This window comes from Bifidobacterium oedipodis, from assembly GCF_012932425.1.
Classification (GTDB): Bacteria; Actinomycetota; Actinomycetes; order Actinomycetales; family Bifidobacteriaceae; genus Bifidobacterium; species Bifidobacterium oedipodis.
Window position 1 is genome coordinate 109012 of record NZ_JAAIII010000006.1, and the last position, 21247, is coordinate 130258.

Annotated in this window: 19 protein-coding genes; 5 read left to right on the plus strand and 14 right to left on the minus strand. The window is 57.7% G+C overall.

Annotated elements, in window-relative coordinates:
• Positions 1-101 precede the first annotated feature (101 nt).
• Positions 102-1448 carry an NADP-specific glutamate dehydrogenase gene (gene gdhA / locus G1C95_RS09925; protein WP_169172788.1) on the plus strand — a complete coding sequence of 449 codons (1347 nt, stop codon included), beginning with the start codon at positions 102-104 and terminating at the stop codon, positions 1446-1448.
• Between the two features lie 137 nt (positions 1449-1585).
• Here the strand turns inward: gdhA and G1C95_RS09930 are convergent, their stop codons facing one another.
• The 7 genes from G1C95_RS09930 to G1C95_RS09960 form a co-directional block, all read right to left on the minus strand.
• Complete coding sequence (locus G1C95_RS09930) at positions 1586-2875, minus strand: ATP-binding protein (RefSeq protein ID WP_240947529.1); 1290 nt, start codon at positions 2873-2875, stop codon at positions 1586-1588.
• Between the two features lie 231 nt (positions 2876-3106).
• Entirely contained in the window at positions 3107-4420 is a 1314-nt protein-coding gene (locus G1C95_RS09935) for an ATP-binding protein (protein ID WP_169172789.1), read from the minus strand.
• A gap of 184 nt (positions 4421-4604) precedes the next feature.
• Entirely contained in the window at positions 4605-6473 is a 1869-nt protein-coding gene (locus tag G1C95_RS09940) for an ABC transporter ATP-binding protein (protein WP_169172790.1), read from the minus strand.
• The gene (locus tag G1C95_RS09945; RefSeq protein ID WP_169172791.1) at positions 6473-8314 is read right to left on the minus strand and encodes an ABC transporter ATP-binding protein; all 1842 of its coding nucleotides are present in this window, start codon (positions 8312-8314) and stop codon (positions 6473-6475) included. Before G1C95_RS09945 ends, G1C95_RS09940 begins: the two co-directional genes overlap by 1 nt.
• A gap of 150 nt (positions 8315-8464) precedes the next feature.
• Complete coding sequence (locus tag G1C95_RS09950; protein WP_169172792.1) at positions 8465-8914, minus strand: MarR family winged helix-turn-helix transcriptional regulator; 450 nt, start codon at positions 8912-8914, stop codon at positions 8465-8467.
• Between the two features lie 154 nt (positions 8915-9068).
• Positions 9069-9377: a hypothetical protein gene (locus G1C95_RS09955; RefSeq protein WP_169172793.1), complete on the minus strand. Its 309-nt coding sequence runs from the start codon at positions 9375-9377 to the stop codon at positions 9069-9071.
• A 43-nt stretch (positions 9378-9420) separates the two neighbouring features.
• Positions 9421-9831 carry a hypothetical protein gene (locus G1C95_RS09960; RefSeq protein WP_169172794.1) on the minus strand — a complete coding sequence of 137 codons (411 nt, stop codon included), beginning with the start codon at positions 9829-9831 and terminating at the stop codon, positions 9421-9423.
• Positions 9832-10206: 375 nt separating this feature from the next.
• Between G1C95_RS09960 and G1C95_RS09965 the strand changes: the two genes are divergently transcribed.
• From G1C95_RS09965 to G1C95_RS09980, 4 genes are all read left to right on the plus strand, one after another.
• Positions 10207-10908, plus strand: a complete 702-nt coding sequence (locus tag G1C95_RS09965; protein ID WP_169172795.1) for an urease accessory protein UreE — start codon at positions 10207-10209, stop codon at positions 10906-10908.
• A gap of 44 nt (positions 10909-10952) precedes the next feature.
• A complete protein-coding gene (locus tag G1C95_RS09970) occupies positions 10953-11840 on the plus strand; it encodes an urease accessory protein UreF (protein WP_169172796.1) in 888 nt (295 codons plus the stop codon).
• Positions 11841-11965: 125 nt separating this feature from the next.
• Positions 11966-12574, plus strand: coding sequence for an urease accessory protein UreG (ureG, locus tag G1C95_RS09975; protein ID WP_169172797.1), 609 nt, complete (start codon positions 11966-11968; stop codon positions 12572-12574).
• 14 nt (positions 12575-12588) lie between these two features.
• Complete coding sequence (locus G1C95_RS09980; RefSeq protein ID WP_169172798.1) at positions 12589-13548, plus strand: urease accessory protein UreD; 960 nt, start codon at positions 12589-12591, stop codon at positions 13546-13548.
• 109 nt (positions 13549-13657) lie between these two features.
• On the opposite strand, the gene ureC is transcribed toward G1C95_RS09980, so the two are convergent.
• The 7 genes from ureC to urtC all read right to left on the minus strand — a co-directional run bounded on the left by ureC (position 13658) and on the right by urtC (position 21237).
• A complete protein-coding gene (gene ureC, locus G1C95_RS09985) occupies positions 13658-15379 on the minus strand; it encodes an urease subunit alpha (protein WP_169172799.1) in 1722 nt (573 codons plus the stop codon).
• Positions 15376-16095: an urease subunit gamma gene (ureA, locus tag G1C95_RS09990; RefSeq protein ID WP_169172800.1), complete on the minus strand. Its 720-nt coding sequence runs from the start codon at positions 16093-16095 to the stop codon at positions 15376-15378. Before ureA ends, ureC begins: the two co-directional genes overlap by 4 nt.
• 331 nt (positions 16096-16426) lie before the next feature.
• Positions 16427-17065, minus strand: coding sequence for an Eco29kI family restriction endonuclease (locus G1C95_RS09995; RefSeq protein WP_169172801.1), 639 nt, complete (start codon positions 17063-17065; stop codon positions 16427-16429).
• Positions 17052-18269 (minus strand): DNA cytosine methyltransferase, encoded by a 1218-nt coding sequence (locus tag G1C95_RS10000; protein ID WP_205832806.1) that lies wholly within the window; start codon positions 18267-18269, stop codon positions 17052-17054. The genes G1C95_RS09995 and G1C95_RS10000 overlap by 14 nt, the downstream gene beginning before the upstream one ends.
• A gap of 207 nt (positions 18270-18476) precedes the next feature.
• Positions 18477-19193, minus strand: coding sequence for an ATP-binding cassette domain-containing protein (locus tag G1C95_RS10005; protein ID WP_240947530.1), 717 nt, complete (start codon positions 19191-19193; stop codon positions 18477-18479).
• The gene (gene urtD, locus G1C95_RS10010; RefSeq protein ID WP_240947531.1) at positions 19190-20113 is read right to left on the minus strand and encodes an urea ABC transporter ATP-binding protein UrtD; all 924 of its coding nucleotides are present in this window, start codon (positions 20111-20113) and stop codon (positions 19190-19192) included. Before urtD ends, G1C95_RS10005 begins: the two co-directional genes overlap by 4 nt.
• Entirely contained in the window at positions 20110-21237 is a 1128-nt protein-coding gene (gene urtC, locus G1C95_RS10015; RefSeq protein WP_169172802.1) for an urea ABC transporter permease subunit UrtC, read from the minus strand. Before urtC ends, urtD begins: the two co-directional genes overlap by 4 nt.
• Between the last annotated feature and the right edge of the window lie 10 nt (positions 21238-21247).

Genomic DNA, 21247 nt, shown 5'->3' on the forward strand with positions numbered 1-21247 from the left:
ATTGAACCCATACCGTAATATGGGCGGGGTCTTGTGGGGCGATTCGCGCGCGCTTACAATCAGAACCGTCTTATTGATACCCAACGCAAGGGAGCAAATAAATGCTTACCAATGAGTACGTCAAGCGCGTGTATGACCAGGTCACCAAGCGCGACGGCGATCAGCCCGAATTCCTGCAGGCCGTGTATGAGGTGTTGGACACCCTGCAGCCCGTGATCGAGAAGCATCCGGAATATGAGGCGAACGGCGTGCTGGAGCGCATCGTGGAGCCTGAGCGCGTGGTCAAGTTCCGCGTGGCCTGGGTGGACGACTCCGGTAAGGTGCAGGTGAACCGCGGCTACCGCGTGCAGTTCAACTCCGCGATCGGCCCGTACAAGGGCGGTCTGCGCTTCCACCCGACTGTGAACGAGGGCGTCATCAAGTTCCTCGGCTTCGAGCAGATTCTTAAGAACTCCCTGACCACGCTGCCGATGGGAGGCGGCAAGGGCGGCTCCGACTTCGACCCGAAGGGCAAGTCCGACGCCGAGGTCATGCGCTTCTGCCAGGCCTTCATGACCGAGCTGCAGCGTCACATCGGCCAGTTCACCGACGTGCCGGCCGGCGACATCAACGTGGGCGCCCGCGAGATCGGCTACCTGTTCGGCCAGTACAAGCGCATCCGCGACGAGTACTCCGGCGTGCTCACCGGCAAGGGCCTGGAGTTCGGAGGATCCCTCGCCCGCACCGAGGCCACCGGTTACGGCCTGTGCTACTACACCCAGGAAGCCCTGCGCGTGCTGAAGAACGATTCCTTCGAAGGCAAGACCGTTGTGATCTCCGGCTCCGGCAATGTGGCCATCTTCGCCACCGAGAAGGCTCAGGCCCTCGGCGCAAAGGTCGTCACCGCCTCCGATTCCAACGGCTATGTTTACGATCCGAACGGAATCCAGCTGGATGTGGTCAAGGACATCAAGCTCGGCCACCGTGGCCGCATCAAGGAGTACGCCGAGCGCGTGCCCGGTGCCGAGTACCACGAGGGTTGCTCCGGCGTGTGGACCGTGCCGTGCGATATCGCCCTGCCCTGCGCCACCCAGAACGAGATCAACGAGGAGTCCGCTGAGGCTCTGGTGAAGAACGGCTGCAAGGTCGTGTGCGAGGGCGCTAACATGCCCTCCACCCCGGAGGCCATCGCCGTCTACCAGAAGAACGGCCTGCTGTACGGTCCAGCCAAGGCCGCCAACGCCGGTGGCGTGGCCGTCTCCGGTCTGGAGATGAGCCAGAACAGCTATCGTCTGAGCTGGACCTTCGAGGAGACCGACGCCAAGCTCAAGGGCATCATGGAGTCCATCGTGGCGAACACGCTGGCCGCCGCCAAGGAGTATGGCGAGGAAGGTGACCTGATGGCTGGCGCCAACATCGCCGGCTTCGTCAAGGTCGCCAACGCGATGGTTGCCCAGGGCGTGCTCTGATCAACGCATCCTGACGCCTAACGCATAAGGCTCTGGCGCGCATAGCACCTCACATAATGGTGGGGGTAACGGATTCATTCCGTTACCCCCACCATCGTTATATTGCCTTGGTATACATCTCAATCGCCAATCGTGGATTATGCGCCGAGCGTGGCAATAGGGATGACGAGAATGCCGTCGTTGCGACGGTAGGCGATATCGCCACGGCCTACAAGGAATCCCAGGAACTCCGGCTCTCTCACCTGAGCCAACGGATTGCCGCATACTTTCTTTACGAATGTCTTGAGCTTATCGGCTGCGACATCCGTGGCTTTGAGGTCACTTAATTTGATTTCCAGCGCTCCCCAACGCCCATCCGCCAGTTCCAGGATGACATCCACTTCAAGTCCTTTGTCGTCGCGATAGTACATCACCCGGGATGTCGCCCCCGGCATGGACGACATGTAGACATGCAGATCGCGCATGCATAACGTTTCGAACAAATCACCCAACGTCTGGGTATCCCGCATCAATGTCGCGGGGGAGGCGCCGATCATCGCGGCGGCCAAAGAGGGATCCACGAAATACCGCTTCGGCTTGGTGCGCACACGCGTCTTGGCCCGCAGTGGAGGAGCCCATCCCTCCAAATCGTTGAGAAGGTAGAGTTTCTTCAGCTCTTCCATATAACTTTTCACGGTTTCATCCGCTGGGACACGACCTTCGTCGCCATAGGCCATATCGCGCGCCAACGTCCCATACGTCGGCGCTTGGGCAACATTCATCGCCAACGCGCGCATTAGCGCCCGGGCCGTTTCTGGACTTTTACCGCTTTTGGGAATACTCACATCCAGTACGCTGCGAACGTACTCAGACGGAGTCTCCAATGCGAACTCGTCCTCCACGCCCAGATTCGACGGCCAGCCTCCTCTGCAGCACCATCGGGCAATGTCTTCAACCTCGGTTTTACGTCTTGTCGGCTCAAAATCTCCGTCAAAGAGTTTTGCCAGACTCACCGCGCCAGTAGAATCCCCAGACTCAGCCAAACTCATCGGCCACATACGCAGCTGTGCAATTCGACCGGTACCACTGTGGCGAATCTTGTCCTCATCTTTTGGCTTCGACGAGCCCGTAAGAATGAGCTGCCCTTTGCGGTTGGCGTTGTCATCCACATGACGGCGCGCGGCGTCCCACACACCGGGTACTTCCTGCCATTCATCGACCAGGTGTGGTTCTTCACCTTCCAGTACAAGGCTGGGATCGGTTTGCGCCGCCTCCAACGTCGCTTCCTCATCCAACCGATCAACACTATGGGCATGCGCCATTGCAGTCCAAGTTTTCCCGCACCACTTGGGTCCGACAACTTCGACCCCACCGAATGCATGCAGTAGCGTCTCAAGCCGTCCGTCAACAACCCGAGGACGATAGCCTTCTCTCATGAGAGTTTTCAAGCTCTATCACCTTACATTTGTGTTTCTACACCATTCTTAATTAGGATTTTACACCATTTCTGTTTGTGTTTTTACACCATTTTGGATTCGGATTTTATCCCCTGCTTCTTCTACCGATTCCTCTACTGACAAAGCCAAACAAACCTCATCTGTAAAATTTGTAAAGTAGAAACTGTAGGATTTGTAAAGTAGAGCTCGTAGGAATTGTAAAGTAGGAAGCTCTTGACGACCTCACGGTTGGATGCAGAAGGCCGCATAGAGAGGGATTGATCGGATTCCGTTGTCGATGCCGAAATTCTTGGCAGAGATTCTGATGGCTTCCGTAGGCTCGTATTTTCCACGGTACGAAGCCAGACTTCTTGACCGCACATGCTCCGACGTCTTCACTTCGACTGGAACCCCGGCCACCATCCCCGCACGTTCAACCACGAAATCCACCTCGGCGGTGCTGCTGCTGGTCCAATATCGAAGCGGAACCCCATTCGCCGACAACATCTGCGCCACCAGATTCTCTCCAAGGCCACCCAAATCAAGATTGCGACGTAACGCAGCGTCAAACATCACCTGCGCGTTCAGACCATCGGCTTGGGCAAGCAGTCCCGTATCGGCCATATACACTTTGAACGATGCCAGATCCTCATGCTGCTTCAATGGCATGCGGCCGGAGTTCACATTCACACAACGACTGATCAGTCCGGCCGACAACAACCATGCGATGGCATCGCCATACACCGACGCCCTGCCACCGCTTCTCACCGCCTTGTATTGAAACTTATGATTCTCCTTGGCAAGCTGTGCCGGCACGCTCTCCCATACATCACGAATTTTGGCGGTTTCTGCGGGAGTCGCATATTTGGCCATATCCCCGGCATACAAATCCCGAATATCCTGCTGAACCTCCGCAACCGCGTCATAATCCCCGTCTTCGGCAAACACCTCCACTGCCTCGGGCATACCTCCAACCAACATATACGACCACAACCGTTCCATGAGATGTTCATGTGCATAACATGCAGCACCTGTGGCGAAGCATTCGCGAATGTCATCCACATAACCGCCTTCACCCAGCGCATCGAGGAATTCCGGGAAGGTCATCGGATGCATGGTCAAGGTCTGCACCTTGCCCACCGGCATAGTGAATCCTTTGCGTCTCACCGCCACGCCCAACAGGCTGCCCGCACCGATAATGCGCAGTTGCGGCATGTCCTCGGCGAAATACTTCAACGAGGCCAACGCACGATTGGATGCCTGAATCTCATCCAACACCAGCAATGTGGAATCGGGGTTGATCGTCTCTCCCGTCACCGCGCTCAGCCTGCGCAATAACGACTGAGGATTCAGATCTGCATGCGGATCGGCCTCGAACACGGCACGGGCGCGACCATCCCGTTCCAGATCGATGTAGACGCACGATTCGCAATGCTCTTGGCCGAAGGCCTTCAACACATGTGTTTTGCCTACTTGCCGCGCTCCATAGACCAGCAAAGGCTTGCGACGCTTACGTGATTCCCACGCGATCAGTGTGTCCATAATCGCACGTTTCATGACGCTTCCGCCTTTGCTCCAGAGTTTCTCCAACAACACCAGATTATCATAAATGCGAAAAAATGTTGTGGTTTACATTTTTCCGTACTTAAAAATGTAAACCACAACATTTTTTCGCATTTAACGCTTCCACTGTCATGCAAGGCGGAGTCGAAGCATCTCCTAGGGTGGCAACGCGAAGCCCTTACGCGAACTGGCTGTTGTAGAGCTTGGCGTAGGCGCCATCGGCGGCCAACAGCTCGCGGTGTGTGCCCTGTTCGATGATGGTGCCGTGGTCCATCACCAGAATCAGGTCGGCATCCACGATGGTCGACAGACGGTGCGCGATCACGAAGCTGGTACGCCCGTGCATCAATGTGTCCATCGCCTTGCCGATCTCCTGCTCGGTGTGAGTGTCCACAGAAGACGTCGCCTCATCAAGGATCAGGATCTTCGGATCGCACAGGATCACACGTGCGATGGTGAGCAGCTGTCGCTGGCCCTGGCTGATATTCTCCGCGTCATTCGACAGGCGCGTGTCATAGCCGTCGGGCAGCGTGCGCACGAAGTAGTCCACGCGCGCCATCTTCGCGGCGGCGATAATCTCCTCACGTGTGGCATCGGGTCGACCATAGGCGATGTTCTCGGCGATGGTGCCGTCGAACAGCCACGCGTCCTGCAGCACCATGCCGAAGTTCGCACGCAGGTCCGCACGATTCATACGATGCGTGTCCACACCATCGAGACGGATATGGCCGCCGTCAATCTCGTAGAAGCGCATGAGCAGGTTAATCAGCGTGGTCTTGCCGGCACCAGTCGCACCCACAATGGCCGTGCGATGACCAGGCTCGGCTGTGAAGGTCACGTCCTTCATCAGCGGCTTTGCCGGGTCATACCCGAAGCGGACATGCTGGAAGTCAACCTGCCCGCGAATCGGCTGCGCCACCTGCAATGCCTTGTCATCGGCCGGTTCAGGCTCGATCTCTTCGGCGTCCAGAATGTCGAACACGCGCTCCACCGAGGCCAGTGCGGATTGCAGGCTGTTGATGGTGAACGACATCTCCGTCAACGGTTCGCTGGCCTGGTTGATGTATTGGAAGAACGCCTGGAACACACCCACAGTGAATTGACCGGCAGCCAGCATGAAGCCAGCCAGCACCGCAATGCCCACCTGCGAAAGACGCACGATCAGTCGGATCGCAGGGTTGATCGCGTTGGTCATGAAGTCGGCGCGCAGCGTGGCCTCCGCCACATCCTGCGTCGCTTGATGGATGCGCGCAGCACTCGTGTTTTCCTGATTGAAGGAGCGGATGATGGAGCGGCCGCTATAGGCCTCCTCCACATGCCCGGTGAGCACGCCCACCGCACGCTGTCGTTCGGCGGCCAGCACCAAGGTTTTACTCGACACCAAACGCGTGACAACCATCGCGCCTGCAGCGAATACGATGAACAGCAACGCCAGCCACACGTTAATCACCAGCATGATCACAACCGAGCCGGTCACCTGGCCGATGGCGACCAGCAGACGCAGCAGACCGGTCTGCATGACCTCGCTCATCTTGTCAAGATCGTTGGTCACACGGCTGATGATGCGGCCGGGCTGGTTCGCGTCGTAATACTTGAGCGGCAGCCTGGTGAACTTGTCGCTTGCGGCGTTGCGCAGCTTCAGGTTGATGCGTTCAGCGAAGCTGGCCATGATAAAGGTTTGGGCGGAATAGAAGCCCCACTGCACCGTGTAAATCACGAACAGCAACGCAATTTGCAGGCCGCCGTCAAACCACCCGATGCGGAAGGTTTCGCCACGCGTGAACGCCGCCTGAATCTTCTCCCACAGCAGGTCGATGAGATAGGCGGTGTACATCGGGCCGGCCAGAGTCACCGCCACATAGCACACGATGGACGCGCAAACGACGAAAATACGCCAATGCTGCTCCTTGGCCACACCCCACAGGCGGGCGATGGTGGCCTTGGTATCGCGGGGTACCTCCAGCTCCTCTTCCTCACTATTCTCGACATTTTCGGTATTTTCGAGATTCTCGGTATTCTTGAGTTTTTCAGTATTCGTCTGGCTCATCAGTTCGCCTCCTTTCCAGCTTCGGCGGCTTTCATCTGCGATTGCGCAATCTCCCGATACGTCGGGCAGTCGCGCATGAGTTCCTCATGGGTGCCACGGCCGCGCACCTTGCCATCTTCCAGCACAATGATCTGATCCGCATGCACGATGGTGCTCACGCGCTGGGCGATGATCAGCATCGCCGCATCCGTCATCTCGCTCGCCAACGCCTTGCGCAGCGCCGCATCGGTGGCAAAGTCCAGCGCGGAGAACGAATCGTCGAAGATATACAGGTCAGCCTTTTTGGCCAGAGCACGGGCGATGGCAAGACGTTGACGCTGACCGCCGGAGAAGTTCGTGCCACCTTGCGCCACACGGGATTCAAGCCCGTCCGGCAGCTCACGCACGAATCTTCCCTGTGCCACATCGAGCGCATGCCAGAGCTCTTCGTCGGTAGCGCTGGAGTCACCATAGCGCAGATTATCGGCGATGGTACCGGAGAACAGCCACGCTTTCTGCGGCACGTAGGCGATATGGTTGCGCAGCTCACGCTGGGTCATCTCGCGTACGTCGCGGCCGTCGATCAGCACCCGTCCTTCAGTTGCGTCGATCAGGCGCAGCATCAGTCGTGCGATAGTCGATTTGCCGGAACCGGTGGGTCCGATAATCGCCGTGGTCTGTCCGCGACGGCACGAGAAGGTGAGATCCTGCAGTGTGTCTTCGGATCCGTCGGCGAAACGGAAGGATAGATGGTCGAAGCATGCCACCTTAGGATGTGCGGCATCCAGTTCGCTGGGCGGCTGCGCACTATCCAACTGCACACTATCCGACTGCGAACCATCCGATTGCACGGTACCCGGCTGAGCAATACGTTCAGCATTCTGCGATGCCTTCACCACCCCAGGTTGCGGATCGGCGATCGAAGGCTGGTAAGTGATCACCTCACGCGCGCGGCCCAGGCACACCAGGCCACGCGGCACCATGAACATCACGAAGCCGGCCATCATGATGTAGAACAGAATCCACATCGCGTATTCGATCAGCGCGGTGATGTCACCGATCTGCATGGCGTGCACGCCCACACGGTCGCCGCCGAGCCACATCACGATCACGATCACGATATTCATCAGGAAGAAGGTGAAGCTGTCGAGGCCGGCGAACAGGGTGTTCACGCGGATGGCGCTGGTCGCATAGTCGGAGAACGCCTTGCCCAAACGTTTGCGCTCATGGTTATCGCGGCCGAAGGCGCGGATCACGCGCACACCGGTGATGTTCTCGCGCAGCACGGTGTTCATGCGGTCGATGTAGCGCTGCAAACGTTCGAAAATCGGCGCGGCTTTGGCCACGATAATCACGGTGAGTGCCACAACCGACACCACGACGCCCAGCAGCACCCAGCCCATTACCACGTCAAGCGAGAAGGCCAGGGCAATGCCCATCACGCACATGATGGGCACGGGAACCAGCATCTGCAGGCTGAGCATCAGCGTCTGCTGCACCACATTGATATCGTTCAGGGTGCGGGTGATCATCGAGCCGGTGCCGAATTGCTTGAAGTCGCTGTCCGCGAAGCGCAGCGAGGAATCATAAATCGCGTTGCGCATATCGCGTCCGACGTTCGAGCACAGTTTGGCGCCCAGATAGCTGCCGCCCAATGCGCCCAGGCCGGAGATCACCGTCACGGCGAGCATCACCCCGCCCATAGGCAGAATATGGTCGGTGCCTCCGTCTGCACCGACGTTAATCATTTCGGCCAGAATCGTGGGCACCAGCAACGCGCCTGCGACGTCAAGCAGCAGCGCGAACAACGCTGCAGCGACAAGGCCCGTATAGGGTTTCAGGAATCTGAACAACAGTCTCATGCGGGTATTAACTCCTTCCATAGTGTCCGCATTCGGCGTGTGATTATTGCTTTATTACTGTTCGACCGTATCGGTCAGGTCAGTGGGTACCTGCAGCATCGGATTGCATCAGCATGGGGGAGTGCCACACCATGCGCAGGTTGATACGCTTCAGCCGCGTCGTTCGTCAATCACTTGGCTGAGCAGTTGCAGGTAGTGACCCATCGTTTCGATCAGCGCTTCGGCGCGTTCGGCACCCATCGATTGCAGGGCCTGGCGCTCCGACTGAAGGACGGGACGAACATGACGGTCACAGAACGCATCGCCCGTTTCCGTCAGTTCGATGACCTTGTCTCGCCTGCTGCCTTCGGCCAATCGCACGACGATAAGCCCCTGCCGCTCCAGCTGTTGCAGGGCGGAGGCCACGGTCTGCTTGCTGTACTGCCAGGCCTGCGACATATTCTTCTGCGGCAACGGTCCGTCGGCGCACACCAGGCCATACATGATCCAGAAGGCACAGTCGGACAGTCCGGAGCGCCGGGCAACCTCATGGTAAATGCGGTCGCATTCCTTCCATTTGCGATTCAACCGTTCCAGCAACACTGCGGAATCGTCTGCCACGGCTCACCTCCCGTCATCATCCATCGGCACATTCGTCTGATTTCAGACAAATGACCACTATAGTCCGATTCCAGACAAACGCAAGTTCGCAAAAACGGCCCCCGCCGTATCAGCAGAGGCCGTTAACTAACGTATTAATGCATTGGCTGCGAATTCATGCCGCAAACAGGTGCTTGAACACATGCTTCGGATCTTTGATCAGCAGTGTGACAACCCATACGATCAATCCGGTCAGCACAACCACCATTCCCAGCATGGCATCATCGAACACAACGGCCGGATCAGAGACATCGATGAACGCACCACCGCCGATCACTTCGACGATGCCGTCCACCGTCCACATCAGCACCGCGCCCCAGTACATCAGCGCCAGCACAGACAAACGATACTGATTGCGAGGTGCCGTCGCATACCACGCCACAGTGGCGGCAACAGCAGCAAAAGCAGTGATTACCAAAGTCATCGATTCAGCCTTTCACCCTCAGTTTCTGCGGCTCAGTCCACACTCAGTCGTTCAGTGCGACAGAAGCCACGGAACGGGCCACCAGACGGTCGGCAACCAGCGTGGCCACGAACCATACGGCAGTGACCAGCACGGCCATGCCCACGCCCGTGGTAGCCATTTCGAACAGCATTGCGCGAGTGTCTGCCGCGGATCGCATTGCCGTGAGGAACGGCGGCCACGGCACCACCTCACCGTGCCAGATGTGTTCCACAGCAAGCAGGATGGCACCACCGAGCAGCAGGTTGAGCAGCCACATGATTTTGCGGCTGAGCAGAATGGCGCCAGGCTCGGCAGCCACAATCGCACCGTCCACTTCTTTGGCCTTGCCGCTTTCCAGTTCCTTCTTGACCACCAGTTTGCGCACCACAGCCACCGCGACGGCCTCAGCGGTAGGAACAATAAAACATGCCATATTCGGCTTCCTTTCTCAGCGGCACCGAATTCCATGATGGATGAACGAGAATAAATGTCCATCGGCTGCGGAATCGGCCCCAGGCCCAACTTGCCAGAAATATGGTCACGCGCGATTATGTCGTCGCCATAACGTGGCGTAACAGAGTCGAAACACCGTGCATTCGCTATTGCGTCGCGCGATGAGCACCGTAAACCGTGCTGTTGCGCGGATTTCTATGTGTTTGGAGCATCCGATTGATATATCGCTGCACGATACCGCACGGTGATACACGCTGCGCAGCGGCATGATCGACGTTACATTATTCGTGCTTTTTCTTCGTATCGTGTGTCCCAGTCCAGTCAGACACCGTACAAGAAAGGCGGCAGTAAGGTTATGATCGCCACAACAATTTCCGGCAATATTATTTCCGCACCGGTTGCGGACGGCAAACTGAATGTGCCGGTTGATTTCGAATGGTTCGAAGCATCCAAGAAACGCATGCATAAAGTGGCCGAGGATGGCACTGAACTTGGTGTGATGGTGGGCCAGACCATTCAGGATGGCGATGTGCTGGCCGAAACCGATGACAAGCGTTATTACGCGCGTATGAAAACCGCGCAGCTTATTGAAATTCCGGTATCGACCATGAAGGAGATGGGCCGGTTGTGCTTCGAGCTGGGCAACCGACATCTTTCGCTGAAGGTCGAGGAGCATCGCGTGCTGGTGCCTTACGATCATCCCACTATGGAATACACGAAGAAAATCGGCTTCGAACCTCACATTATCGAAGGCGGATTCGATGGATTCCTGATCGTCAAGGCCCACGCCGGCTCCGGCACCATCGTTCCCGGCACCGGCAAAACCACCGGCGACTTGGAAGAAGAGGCTGAGGAGGAGAGCGCACCAGTTCAGCCGCACGTGCATCATCATGAAGTGGGGCACGGCCATCATCATGACAGCCATGACGGCCACAACCATGACCTCCCTGATGCCTCGGAGGAATCCGCCGATGGCACCTACGAGATTAACGGCGTGCTGCATCGTGCTGACGGCATGCACTCCCACGATGGCGGGCACACCTGGCATCAGCACTGATCTGCCAGCCACCCTGCAACGGATCAACCGGAATCGATCAGCCTATGGCCAGCATGTTTTCCTCAGATGATGTCACCGAACTGCAACGCCTCAACTACCTGCAGGTGTGCGACAGTGTGTTTCCCGTCGGAGCGTTTGCATTGTCGAATGGCATGGAAACCTTCGTGCAGCGCGACATTATCCGTTCCAATGAGGATTTCGCGCGGTATGTGGAGAACTATCTGGAGGTCGCCGCCTACAAGGAAATCGGTTATATGGTGCTCGCTGGTCGGCTCGCGTCGGATAAGCGACTGAGCGCTGATGGTTTTGCGCGCAAACTTGCCGAACTCGATGAACTGTGCGCAGCCCTGACCGCACCACGCGAAATCCGCGAGGGGCAGAACAAGATGTGCATGCGGTTCATCAAACTCGTCGATCAGATGGAAGAGCATCCGCTGCAGCCGGCAGATTCGCGCCATTTGGCCGGGCATATGGCCGCTGGCTCCACTCCGGCCAAACCGTCGACCGGTTCGACCGCAACCAGCACAGCAACCATGCCGATTGCGCCGTGCACGCCAACCCCCATCAAATCAGCCAATCGCACCGTCCCGCACCTCGACGCCTATAAGGAACTGATCGACGCCAATCAAGCTTTTGGGATGCACGCCATCGCCATGGGATTGTTCGCCGCTGACAAAGCGCCAAGTCTGCGCGAGGCGGCGATCACCTACTGCTATTCGCTGATCAGCGCGTTGACAGTATGTGCGGTCAAAGCCGTGCCGGTCAGCCAATATGCCGGTCAGATTGCGGTGCGCAACAGTTTCCCCGATATGGTGGCCGCCGTCGATCTCGCGTTCACGCTCAAACCGGATGATCTCGGCATCTCCGGTGCCTACCTCGACATCGCCGCCATGCAGCACGAAACCCTGTATTCAAGGCTGTATATGAGCTGACTAACGAACTCCCCACCCACCTTCCCAAGCAAAGACCCAACCGTCATTCTGAGCGAAGGCCGAAGGCCGGAGTCGAAGAATCTTATCCCGCAACAAACCCCATTCATCATCAGAAAGGAAACATCATGTCTTATGTACGCATCGGCGTCGCCGGCCCGGTCGGCTCCGGCAAAACCGCACTGATCGAACGCCTGACCCGCAAAATGGCCGACGAGTATTCGATCTGCGTCGTCACCAACGATATCTATACCAAGGAAGATGCGGAATTCCTTATCGCCAACTCGCGCCTTCCCGAAGACCGCATCGTCGGCGTGGAAACCGGCGGCTGCCCGCACACCGCCATCCGCGAGGATTGCTCGATGAATCTGGAGGCGTGCGAGGCGATGGCCGAAGCCCACCCGGATGTGGACATCATTTTCGTGGAATCCGGCGGCGATAACCTGTCCGCCACGTTCAGCCCGGATCTGGCCGACGCGACGATTTACGTAATCGCCACCGACGAGGGCGACAAGATTCCGCGCAAGGGCGGCCCCGGCGTTACCCGTTCCGATCTGCTGGTTATCAACAAAACGGATATCGCCGACCTGGTTCACGCCGATCTGGGCGTGATGGCCCGCGACAGCGAAAAAATGCGCAACGGACGGCCGTATATCTTCACCGATCTCATGAACGACAAGGGTGTGGACGACGTCATCGCATGGATCAAAAAGTCCGTCCTCTTCGAAGGTATGTAGGCAAAGGCTTTCCCATGCACAGCGAATTCCGCCTCACCACCGCGTTCCGCCATGGCCGTACGAAAATCGACGACATCTATTTCAGCGCACCGTTCAAGCTGATGCATCCGTTCGTCAACGGCCGGCATGCGGAATACATGATTTCCTTCGTGGGGCCGGGATTCCTGGCCGGCGACACCGCGCGGATGAACATCACCTTCGCTCCCGGCACCGATTCCACCATCAGCACGCAAAGCTACGAAAAGGTGCTGGACACCAAGGACGGTTCTGCCTCACGCACCATCGATCTGACGGTGCAGGGCGACGCCAAGGCCGTGTTCTTGCCGTTTCCTGTGATTCCGTTTCGCAACAGTGCGTTTTCCACCGCCACCACCGCTCATATCAGCCCCGAATCAACGTTCGTGTATGCCGACGTGGTCACCAATGGCCGCGCCGGCATGGGCGAACAGTGGCTAATGCGACGCTTCGAAAGCTCGCTGCGCGTCTATGTGGACGAACAGGCCGACGAAACTGACCATCATCGCCGTGGCAGACCACGCAAGCATCCCGAAGAGCCCATCAGCCATCTCGCCTTTGCCGATCACACGCTGCTGGACCCCTCACGCTACGACTACACCCATATGGCCATGTGGCGTGGCTACACCCATTGCGGTCTGATGTACATCCACCTGCCGGAGCATCCAGCGGACCATACCGGTGGAAACGATGACGGCATAAGCAACGGAACCAGCAGTGAACATAGTGCAAGTGCAGCCTCAGCACGAACCGTCGGAGGCAACACCAACGCACGTAGATCCGCCGAGGAAGCCATCATCGCCCGCATCCGCCAATTCGCCGAAGAATCCAACTTCCCCGGCGAATTCGGTGCCACCCGCGCCATGAACGGCATCGTCGTCCGTATCCTCACCAAACGCGGCGACGACGCCTACGACTTCATCACCAAACTCACCGCCCTACTCACCAATCACGATTGATAAATGCGAAAAAATGTATTTTCTGACATTTTTTCGTACTTAAAAATGTGTCAGAATACATTTTTTCGCATTTAACGGGATGATGGGGAAGGTTACAACAGTTCGCTGCTTAGAACAGGAAGTAGCGTTGTGCGAGGGGGAGTTCGCTGGCGGGCTCGCAGGTGACGACTTCGCCGTCCACGGTTACGGTGAAGGTTTCGGGATTGACCTGAATGTCACCCATCCGATCGTTGAACTTCAGATCCTTCTTGCCGATCGTGCGGCAGCCGTGTACAGGCAGCACCTGACGCGCAAGCCCCAACCGCCCCTTGATGTCATCGTCGAAGGCAGCCTGGGAGACGAACGTGGCGCACGAGGAGCCAAGCGCCCGACCCAATGCGCCGAACATATCGCGATAGATCACCGGCTCCGGGGTCGGGATCGAAGCATTGGCATCACCCATACGCGAATAAGCGATCGAACCGCCCTTGATCACCATTTCCGGTTTCGCGCCGAACATCGCCGGCTGCCAGAGCACCAGATCAGCCATTTTGCCGACTTCAATCGAGCCCACATAATCCGCGATGCCGTGCGTGAGTGCCGGGTTGATCGTATATTTCGACACGTACCGCTTCACACGGAAGTTATCGTTGCGGTTGCCGTCGTGCTCGTCCTCCGGCAGCGGACCGCGCTGTTTCTTCATCTTGTCGGCGGTCTGCCAGGTGCGCGTGATGACCTCGCCCACACGTCCCATGGCCTGGGAGTCGGAGCTCATCATCGAAATGATGCCCATATCATGCAGCACATCCTCTGCGGCGATGGTTTCGGGGCGGATGCGTGAATCGGCGAAGGCGATATCTTCGGGCACATTGCGGTCGAGATGGTGCGTGACCATCATCATGTCCAAATGTTCGTCGATGGTGTTGCGCGTGAACGGCATTGTCGGATTCGTGGACGAAGGCAGTACGTTCGGGAATCCGGCCGCTCGAATGATATCCGGCGCGTGGCCACCGCCCGCGCCCTCGGTGTGGTAGGTGTGGATGGTGCGCCCCTTAAGCGCGGCGATGGTGTCTTCCACACAGCCGCCCTCATTCAGGGTGTCCGTGTGGATCGCCACCTGCACATCCATTTCGTCCGCAACAGACAAGGCTGTGTCGATTACGGCCGGTGTGGCACCCCAATCCTCGTGGATTTTCAGGCCGGCCGCACCCGCACGCACCTGTTCGCGCAATGGTTCGGGGGAGGAGTCGTTGCCTTTGCCCAAGTACGCGATATTCACCGGCAATGCTTCGGCCGCCTCGATCATGCGGGCCATATGGAAGGCACCCGGTGTGCAGGTGGTGGCGTTGGTACCGTCCGCAGGGCCGGTGCCGCCGCCCACCATGGTGGTGGTGCCGCCGGCCAGCGCAGTGCGAATCTGCTGTGGGGCGATGAAGTGGATATGGGTGTCCAAGCCGCCGGCTGTGACGATCAGGCCTTCGCCGGCCAGTGCCTCGGTGCCGGATCCCACCGCCAATCCCTGCGTCACGCCGTCCATGGTCTGGGGGTTACCGGCTTTGCCGATGGCGGAGATTTTGCCGTCTTTGATGCCGATATCGGCTTTGTAGATGCCGGTGTAGTCCACGATCAGCGCGTTGGTGATCACAGTATCGGGTGATTCGGCGTCGGACTGCACCGAGGATTGTCCCATGCCGTCGCGGAAGGATTTGCCACCACCGAACTTCAGTTCGTCACCGTAGCGAGTGCAGTCACGTTCCACTTCGATAATCAGGCTGGTGTCGCCCAAGCGCACGCGATCGCCCGTGGTGGGACCGAACATGCCTGCATAGTCACGTCTGGAAATCGTCTTCATCGTGCGTCCTCCCCGTTATGCGCCGAGTCCTCGTCATCCATGCCCAAAAATCCCCGTTCGCGCGCGGCCTGGAACGCCGCCTCGCGCACCGCAGAATCGTCCAGCTTCCCTTCGACCAACTGTGCGAAGCCATGTGCCTCACGAGTGCCGCCAAAGTCAATCAGCTGCACGCGATGCGATTCGCCCGGCTCGAAGCGCACGGCAGTGCCGGCGGCGATGTCCAAGTGTTTACCCCACGCGGCTTTGCGGTCGAAGCGCAGGTATTTGTTCGCTTCGAAGAAGTGATAGTGGGATCCGACCTGAATCGGACGGTCGGCGGTGTTGGTCACGTCGATTTCGATGGCTTCAGTGCCAGGATTGAGCACCAGATCGCCATCGGCCGGCATGTATTCGCCGGGCACAAGCGTTTCGGTGGTTTCCACCGGATCATGGATGGATACGAGTTTGGTGCCGTCGGGGAAGGTGGCTTCAACCTCGACCTCGTGAATCATTTCGGCCACGCCGTCCATCACGTCGTCCGCGCTTACGATGGTGCGCCCGTAGGCCATGAGTTCGGCCACCGTATGGCCTTCGCGCGCCCGTTCCATCACTTCGGAACTGATCAGCGCCACCGTTTCCGGATAATTGAGCTTTACTCCGCGTGCCCGCCGCTCCTTGGCGAGCTCTCCTGCCAAGTGCAGGAGCAGTTTGTCGGTTTCCCTCGGCGTCAGTCTCATGCAATTCCCTTCATTCCGCCAATTGATGCAACATGGCCTGCACCATGTGGTCATGGTTATTGCCACGATTGTCGTTCCAGCGAGTATTGTTGCATCACTGTTTTTCGACAAGATGACCGGAGGAAATACACAGGTTACAATTGCGTAGAAATCAACCGTCTACGGGGCACGAGATGCTTACAATCGCACACAATTCGTCCCGTCAGTCTCAGAAAATCGTTGCCGACCAATGCACAGCCTGATAACGCAGATCGACGGATTCGGATGTCAACGATACAGTAACGTACCTTCACACGCAGTCTGTGAAAAACAATCGAAAAACTTCCTTGCTTTACAAGACCACGTAGCCAATTCCACCGCCAATACTCATCTTCAAATGCTGAACCGCCTCTTGGACAACCAGCTCGGGCTTTTCTTCTCTCGCTGGATATTTGGAGGCCCAAGGACGCCCTGGATGCAAAGTATCCCACCGAGATCGTCTACCGTTAGCGCGTCCACTCCCAGGATCATGATTCCCGAAACCGTCAATCAGCGTATTCCACAACGGCTGGTACATGGTGATCATGGCAGTTTCCGCCATCGGCACCCAGATATAGGACAGAATAAGCATTTTTACCGAAAAATCAGCAATGTCCAGATTCGTCGCCTGCCGAATCGACTTGCAATGATCCTTCAACCTTGTATAAAGCTCCTTGCCGGAAAAATCATCAGGAGCAATATCCTTGCCTTTACGTGTCGAGGGAGCAGCCTTGCCGATATAAATCGGCCATGATCCTGCCTTACGCCTGTTCTGATCGCCCAGTAATCGATAGGGCTGAAAATCCCCCTCATAAAACAGCACATACACACCCGGCCCGTCGAATGATTCAAGCTCGGCCAATGGCACATTCTCCGATCTCATCAAAGCATCTGATATCGAAGCTGAAATTGATTCGTATGCCAAAGGATTAAACAAATCAGGCTGCTGCATGCGCATTCACCTCCACTATATTCGTTGTCGAATGGGTCAACGCAAACAAATCCTCATCCATGGAATGAGAAATCTCGTCTTGTCGCAGCGCAATAGCCACTGACGAAGCAACGACCTGCGCTAAACGAACTGGCACGGCATTGCCGATCTGCCGCATGGTTTCTCCCCATGCCCCCGAGAAACAATACGCGTCGGGAAAAGTCTGAATACGAGCGGCCTCACGAGTGCTGAAATACCGGACTCGACCGTCCGGGTACCGAATCATGTTCTCTCCGCCGGGCACGCCATGCACTCCAGCCTTGATAGCCTTCGATGGCTCATCCAAAACCGAACCGGTGTGTCCTGGATACATTTTTGCCCCATGTTGGGCAATATGATTGGGCCAAACCGCATTTTCCGCATCCTTCGGAGCCGGCAGTCCCTCCAGCGCATCACGCACCGTACACCAAGGCTTCAAGCCGGGATTCCCCTGACGACATGACAATGGATGCCTCTGCCGCCGAGAGACCTGACGAACATCCCAATAATCATCCGTCTGCTGCGCAGCGGCAAGAGCCGCCCCTGAATGAGTGGGTTCAGGGAAAGCCCATTGCGCATTAACATCCGAACGGAAACCGACCATAATGACCCGATGACGATGCTGCGGCACACCATAGTCGGCAGCATCCACCAGAGTCGGCACAACCTCATATCGAAGTTCATCGTGCACACCATTGGTGTGTTCCCTAGACAATCGAGTGAGATGGTCCTTCCAGCTTTCTCCCTCGTTCGCGGTCAACAACGGGTGCTGCAGCCTCAATAGAATGTACGCATAATAATCAGCGAATGATGAGCGCAATAGCCCCTTGACATTCTCGACGATGAATGCCCGGGGACGCAGCTCAGCCAGAGCATGAGTCATGGCGGGAAACATATCCCTAGGATCTAGCGCCGCACGAGCCAAGCCGCCCAGACTAAATGGCTGGCATGGAGGCCCACCGGCCAGCAGATCCAGATCATCTCCAAATTGCGACCAATCCACTGTGCGCACATCGCCTTCGATAATTGAGGTACCGCGTAACAACGGATAGTCGCGACCCTGATTCAACCGCAACGTATCACAGGAGTTTCGCTCCCACTCAATAGCGGCATCATGAGAGAAACCTGCTAATGCGGATCCCAACAACAAGCCGCCGCCGCCTGCAAACAGCTCTATACTTCTCACGCCACACTCCATCCCAATACAGGCATGCACCTCAACTCTCTTCAAATATATCAGGGAGAAGCAAACGTCTCGTGGGCCCTCTCCAAATCTCATTCGAGACAATCAATCCGAATTGCTGAGCCTTCTTTGCTTTGATAACAACCAAATCGAATACAAAGTGAGCGAACATCCGCTGATGGCGAATGTCCGCTCGCCTCACTGTTCCGCCTACACTCTCATGGATTCCTTGGCTTCGGCCACGGCCGCCGGACCACCGTCACCGGCGGCGATGAACCGTCCGGCGGCGAGCACATAGTAGCGGTCCGCGCGTTCGACGGCGAACTGCACCTTCTGCTCGACCAGAATCACGCCGATGCCCTTGTCTTCAGACATCGAACGAATCGAACACTGGATATCGGCCACAATATTCGGCTGAATACCTTCGGTCGGCTCGTCCAGAATCATGAGCTTCGGGCGCGTGATCAGGGCGCGTGCGATGGCCAGCTGCTGACGTTGGCCACCGGAAAGCAGACCAGCGCGGCGATCACGGAATTCCTTCAACACCGGGAAAGCTTCGACGGCCTCCTCGTAGCGTTCGGCGGATTCGACGCCGAAGCGGTCGGCCACCACATGCAGGTTCTCATCCACGGTCATGGTGCCGAACGACTGCTGGCCCTGCGGCACGAACGCCATGCCGGCGCGGATACGCTGATTCGGCGCGGCTTTGGTCATGTCGTTGCCATCAAACACAAGCTTGCCGCTCGAAACCGGCAGCAGGCCGAGCACGGCCTTGAGCAGTGTGGTTTTGCCGGCACCGTTGTTGCCTACGATGCTCACCCATTGCCCAGGGTCAACGGCGAATGAGATGTCGTTAATCACCGTCACTTTGCCATAGCCCGTGCTCAGTCCCTGCACCGACAGCATCGGCTGATTCGCGTCCGTCATTGCTGTTCACCTCCCAGGTAGATGCGCACTACCTCTTCGTTGTTCTGGATGTCCTCAACCGATCCTTCGGCCAGTATCTCGCCTTGGTTGAGCACGGTTACGGAATCGGCGAACTGGCGCATGAAATCCATGTCGTGTTCGACGATGATGACCGTGCGGTTGCGCGAGCAGCGTTTCAGCAGTTCGCCGGTGGCTTCGCGTTCGGCCGGTGTCATGCCGGCGACCGGCTCGTCGAGCAGTAGCAGGTGCGCGTCCTGCACCAGCAGCATGCCGATTTCCAGCCATTGCTTCTTGCCGTGTGGCAGGGTGCCGGCGAGCTTGTTCGCATCGTCCTTGAGGTTGCACACTTCCATCATGTATTCCACATTCTGGGAGGCACCCGTAGGCTTGGCGAACAGTTCGCGCCCCTTTTTGCGGAAGCCTTCGGCGATCTGCAGGTTCTGCAGCACGCTCAATTCCTCGACCACGGAGGCCGTCTGGAAGGTGCGTCCGACGCCCAGTTTGACGATGTCGTTCGGCTTTTTGCCCAGCAGCTGTTCGCCGCGGAAGGTGGCCGATCCTGTGGCTGGCACCAGGCCGGTGATCGCATCGATGATGGTGGTTTTGCCGGCGCCGTTGGGGCCGATCAGGAAGCGCAGGTCGCCGTGCATCACGGTCAGATCAAGGTTTTTGACGGCTACGAATCCGTCGAATTGCACGTGCAGCCCGCGGATTTCCAGATAGTCGTTCCATTGCCCGCCACGATCGTCCAATGCGGCCAGTTGTGTGGCCAGACGTTCGCGTTCCTCGGCGATTTCCGCCTTCATCCGCGCGGCTTCGTCGCGCATCTGTTTGGCTTCGTCACGCATCTGCTGCATGTCACGGCGCAACTGTTCCAGTTCGGTTTCGCTCATCGTATGCTCCTGACGATTGTCACTCATGCCTTCACCGCCTTCGCCGACGTAGGAACGGCACTAGCCGCGCCCGCACCGACACCCGACTTGCCGATGCCGATCCTGTCTTTCAGCCACGGCCACACGCCTTTGAACTGTCCCAAGCCCATGGGCACGAAGGCGATCACCAGGATGAACATCGCGCCTTCGATATAGGTCCATGCGCTCGGATACGCCTCGGAAAGCTGGGTTTCAGCAAAACGCACGATTAGCGTGCCGACAACCGGCCCCAGCAGGGTGGTGCGTCCGCCGATTACCACGCCGGCCAGCATCAGGATGGAGGGTGTCACGCCGATATCGGAAGGGGAGATGATGCCGACAACCGGCACGAACATGGCACCGCCCACGCCGGCGAACATCGCGGCCAGTGAGAAGACGAACACCTTGATCGAGGCAGGATTGTAGCCGAGGAACTTCATGCGGTTCTCCTGATCGCGCACGCCGATCACCAGCTCGCCCATGAAGGAGTGACGAATCCAATAGGTCAGCAGCATCATCACGAGCACGCAGAACGCGCAGATGTAGTAGATCATCTGCTTGTTGGCCGGGTCGGTCAGATCGTAGCCGAAGAAGCCCTTGAAATCGCTCAGGCCGTTGGTGCCGCCGGTAGTTTTGGATTGTCCGATCAGCAGCACGGCGAAGGCTGCCACCAGTGCCTGCGAGAGGATGGCGAAATATGCGCCGCGCACGCCACGGCCGAACACCAGCAGGCCGAGCACCGCGGCGATGATGCCGGGCACTGCGACGATGCCGATTACCGCCATCACCGGGTTGCGGAACAGTTCCCAGAAACCGGGCACCTGATCGATGCCGTACTGCGCCATGAAGTCGGGCACCTGGCCTGCACCGATGTCGGAGAGTTTCATATGGATGGCCATCACGTAGGCACCAAGTCCGAAGAACAGGCCCTGGCCGAGGGTGAGCATGCCGCCTTGGCCCCAGGCCAGGCCGATACCCACGGCCACCATCGCATAGCACAGGTATTTGGCCAGCAGACCAAGGTTGTAGGAGCTTAAGACAGCCGGCGCGAGGAAAATCAGTGCCACGGCGATGACCACCGCAAACCAGACCTTGTGCTTGGCGTACAGTTCGCTGAGATTGAGATTATTCATTGCAGGCCTC

Excerpts from the sequence above, each read along its gene's own strand:
- gdhA (WP_169172788.1), top strand. The coding sequence starts at position 102 with ATGCTTACCAATGAGTACGTCAAGCGCGTGTATGACCAGGTCACCAAG.
- G1C95_RS09935 (WP_169172789.1), bottom strand. The coding sequence starts at position 4,420 with ATGAAACGTGCGATTATGGACACACTGATCGCGTGGGAATCACGTAAG.
- G1C95_RS09940 (WP_169172790.1), bottom strand. The coding sequence starts at position 6,473 with ATGAGCCAGACGAATACTGAAAAACTCAAGAATACCGAGAATCTCGAA.
- G1C95_RS09945 (WP_169172791.1), bottom strand. The coding sequence starts at position 8,314 with ATGAGACTGTTGTTCAGATTCCTGAAACCCTATACGGGCCTTGTCGCT.
- G1C95_RS09955 (WP_169172793.1), bottom strand. The coding sequence starts at position 9,377 with ATGACTTTGGTAATCACTGCTTTTGCTGCTGTTGCCGCCACTGTGGCG.
- G1C95_RS09960 (WP_169172794.1), bottom strand. The coding sequence starts at position 9,831 with ATGGCATGTTTTATTGTTCCTACCGCTGAGGCCGTCGCGGTGGCTGTG.
- G1C95_RS09965 (WP_169172795.1), top strand. The coding sequence starts at position 10,207 with ATGATCGCCACAACAATTTCCGGCAATATTATTTCCGCACCGGTTGCG.
- G1C95_RS09970 (WP_169172796.1), top strand. The coding sequence starts at position 10,953 with ATGGCCAGCATGTTTTCCTCAGATGATGTCACCGAACTGCAACGCCTC.
- ureG (WP_169172797.1), top strand. The coding sequence starts at position 11,966 with ATGTCTTATGTACGCATCGGCGTCGCCGGCCCGGTCGGCTCCGGCAAA.
- G1C95_RS09980 (WP_169172798.1), top strand. The coding sequence starts at position 12,589 with ATGCACAGCGAATTCCGCCTCACCACCGCGTTCCGCCATGGCCGTACG.
- ureC (WP_169172799.1), bottom strand. The coding sequence starts at position 15,379 with ATGAAGACGATTTCCAGACGTGACTATGCAGGCATGTTCGGTCCCACC.
- ureA (WP_169172800.1), bottom strand. The coding sequence starts at position 16,095 with ATGAGACTGACGCCGAGGGAAACCGACAAACTGCTCCTGCACTTGGCA.
- G1C95_RS09995 (WP_169172801.1), bottom strand. The coding sequence starts at position 17,065 with ATGCAGCAGCCTGATTTGTTTAATCCTTTGGCATACGAATCAATTTCA.
- G1C95_RS10005 (WP_240947530.1), bottom strand. The coding sequence starts at position 19,193 with ATGACGGACGCGAATCAGCCGATGCTGTCGGTGCAGGGACTGAGCACG.
- urtD (WP_240947531.1), bottom strand. The coding sequence starts at position 20,113 with ATGAGTGACAATCGTCAGGAGCATACGATGAGCGAAACCGAACTGGAA.
- urtC (WP_169172802.1), bottom strand. The coding sequence starts at position 21,237 with ATGAATAATCTCAATCTCAGCGAACTGTACGCCAAGCACAAGGTCTGG.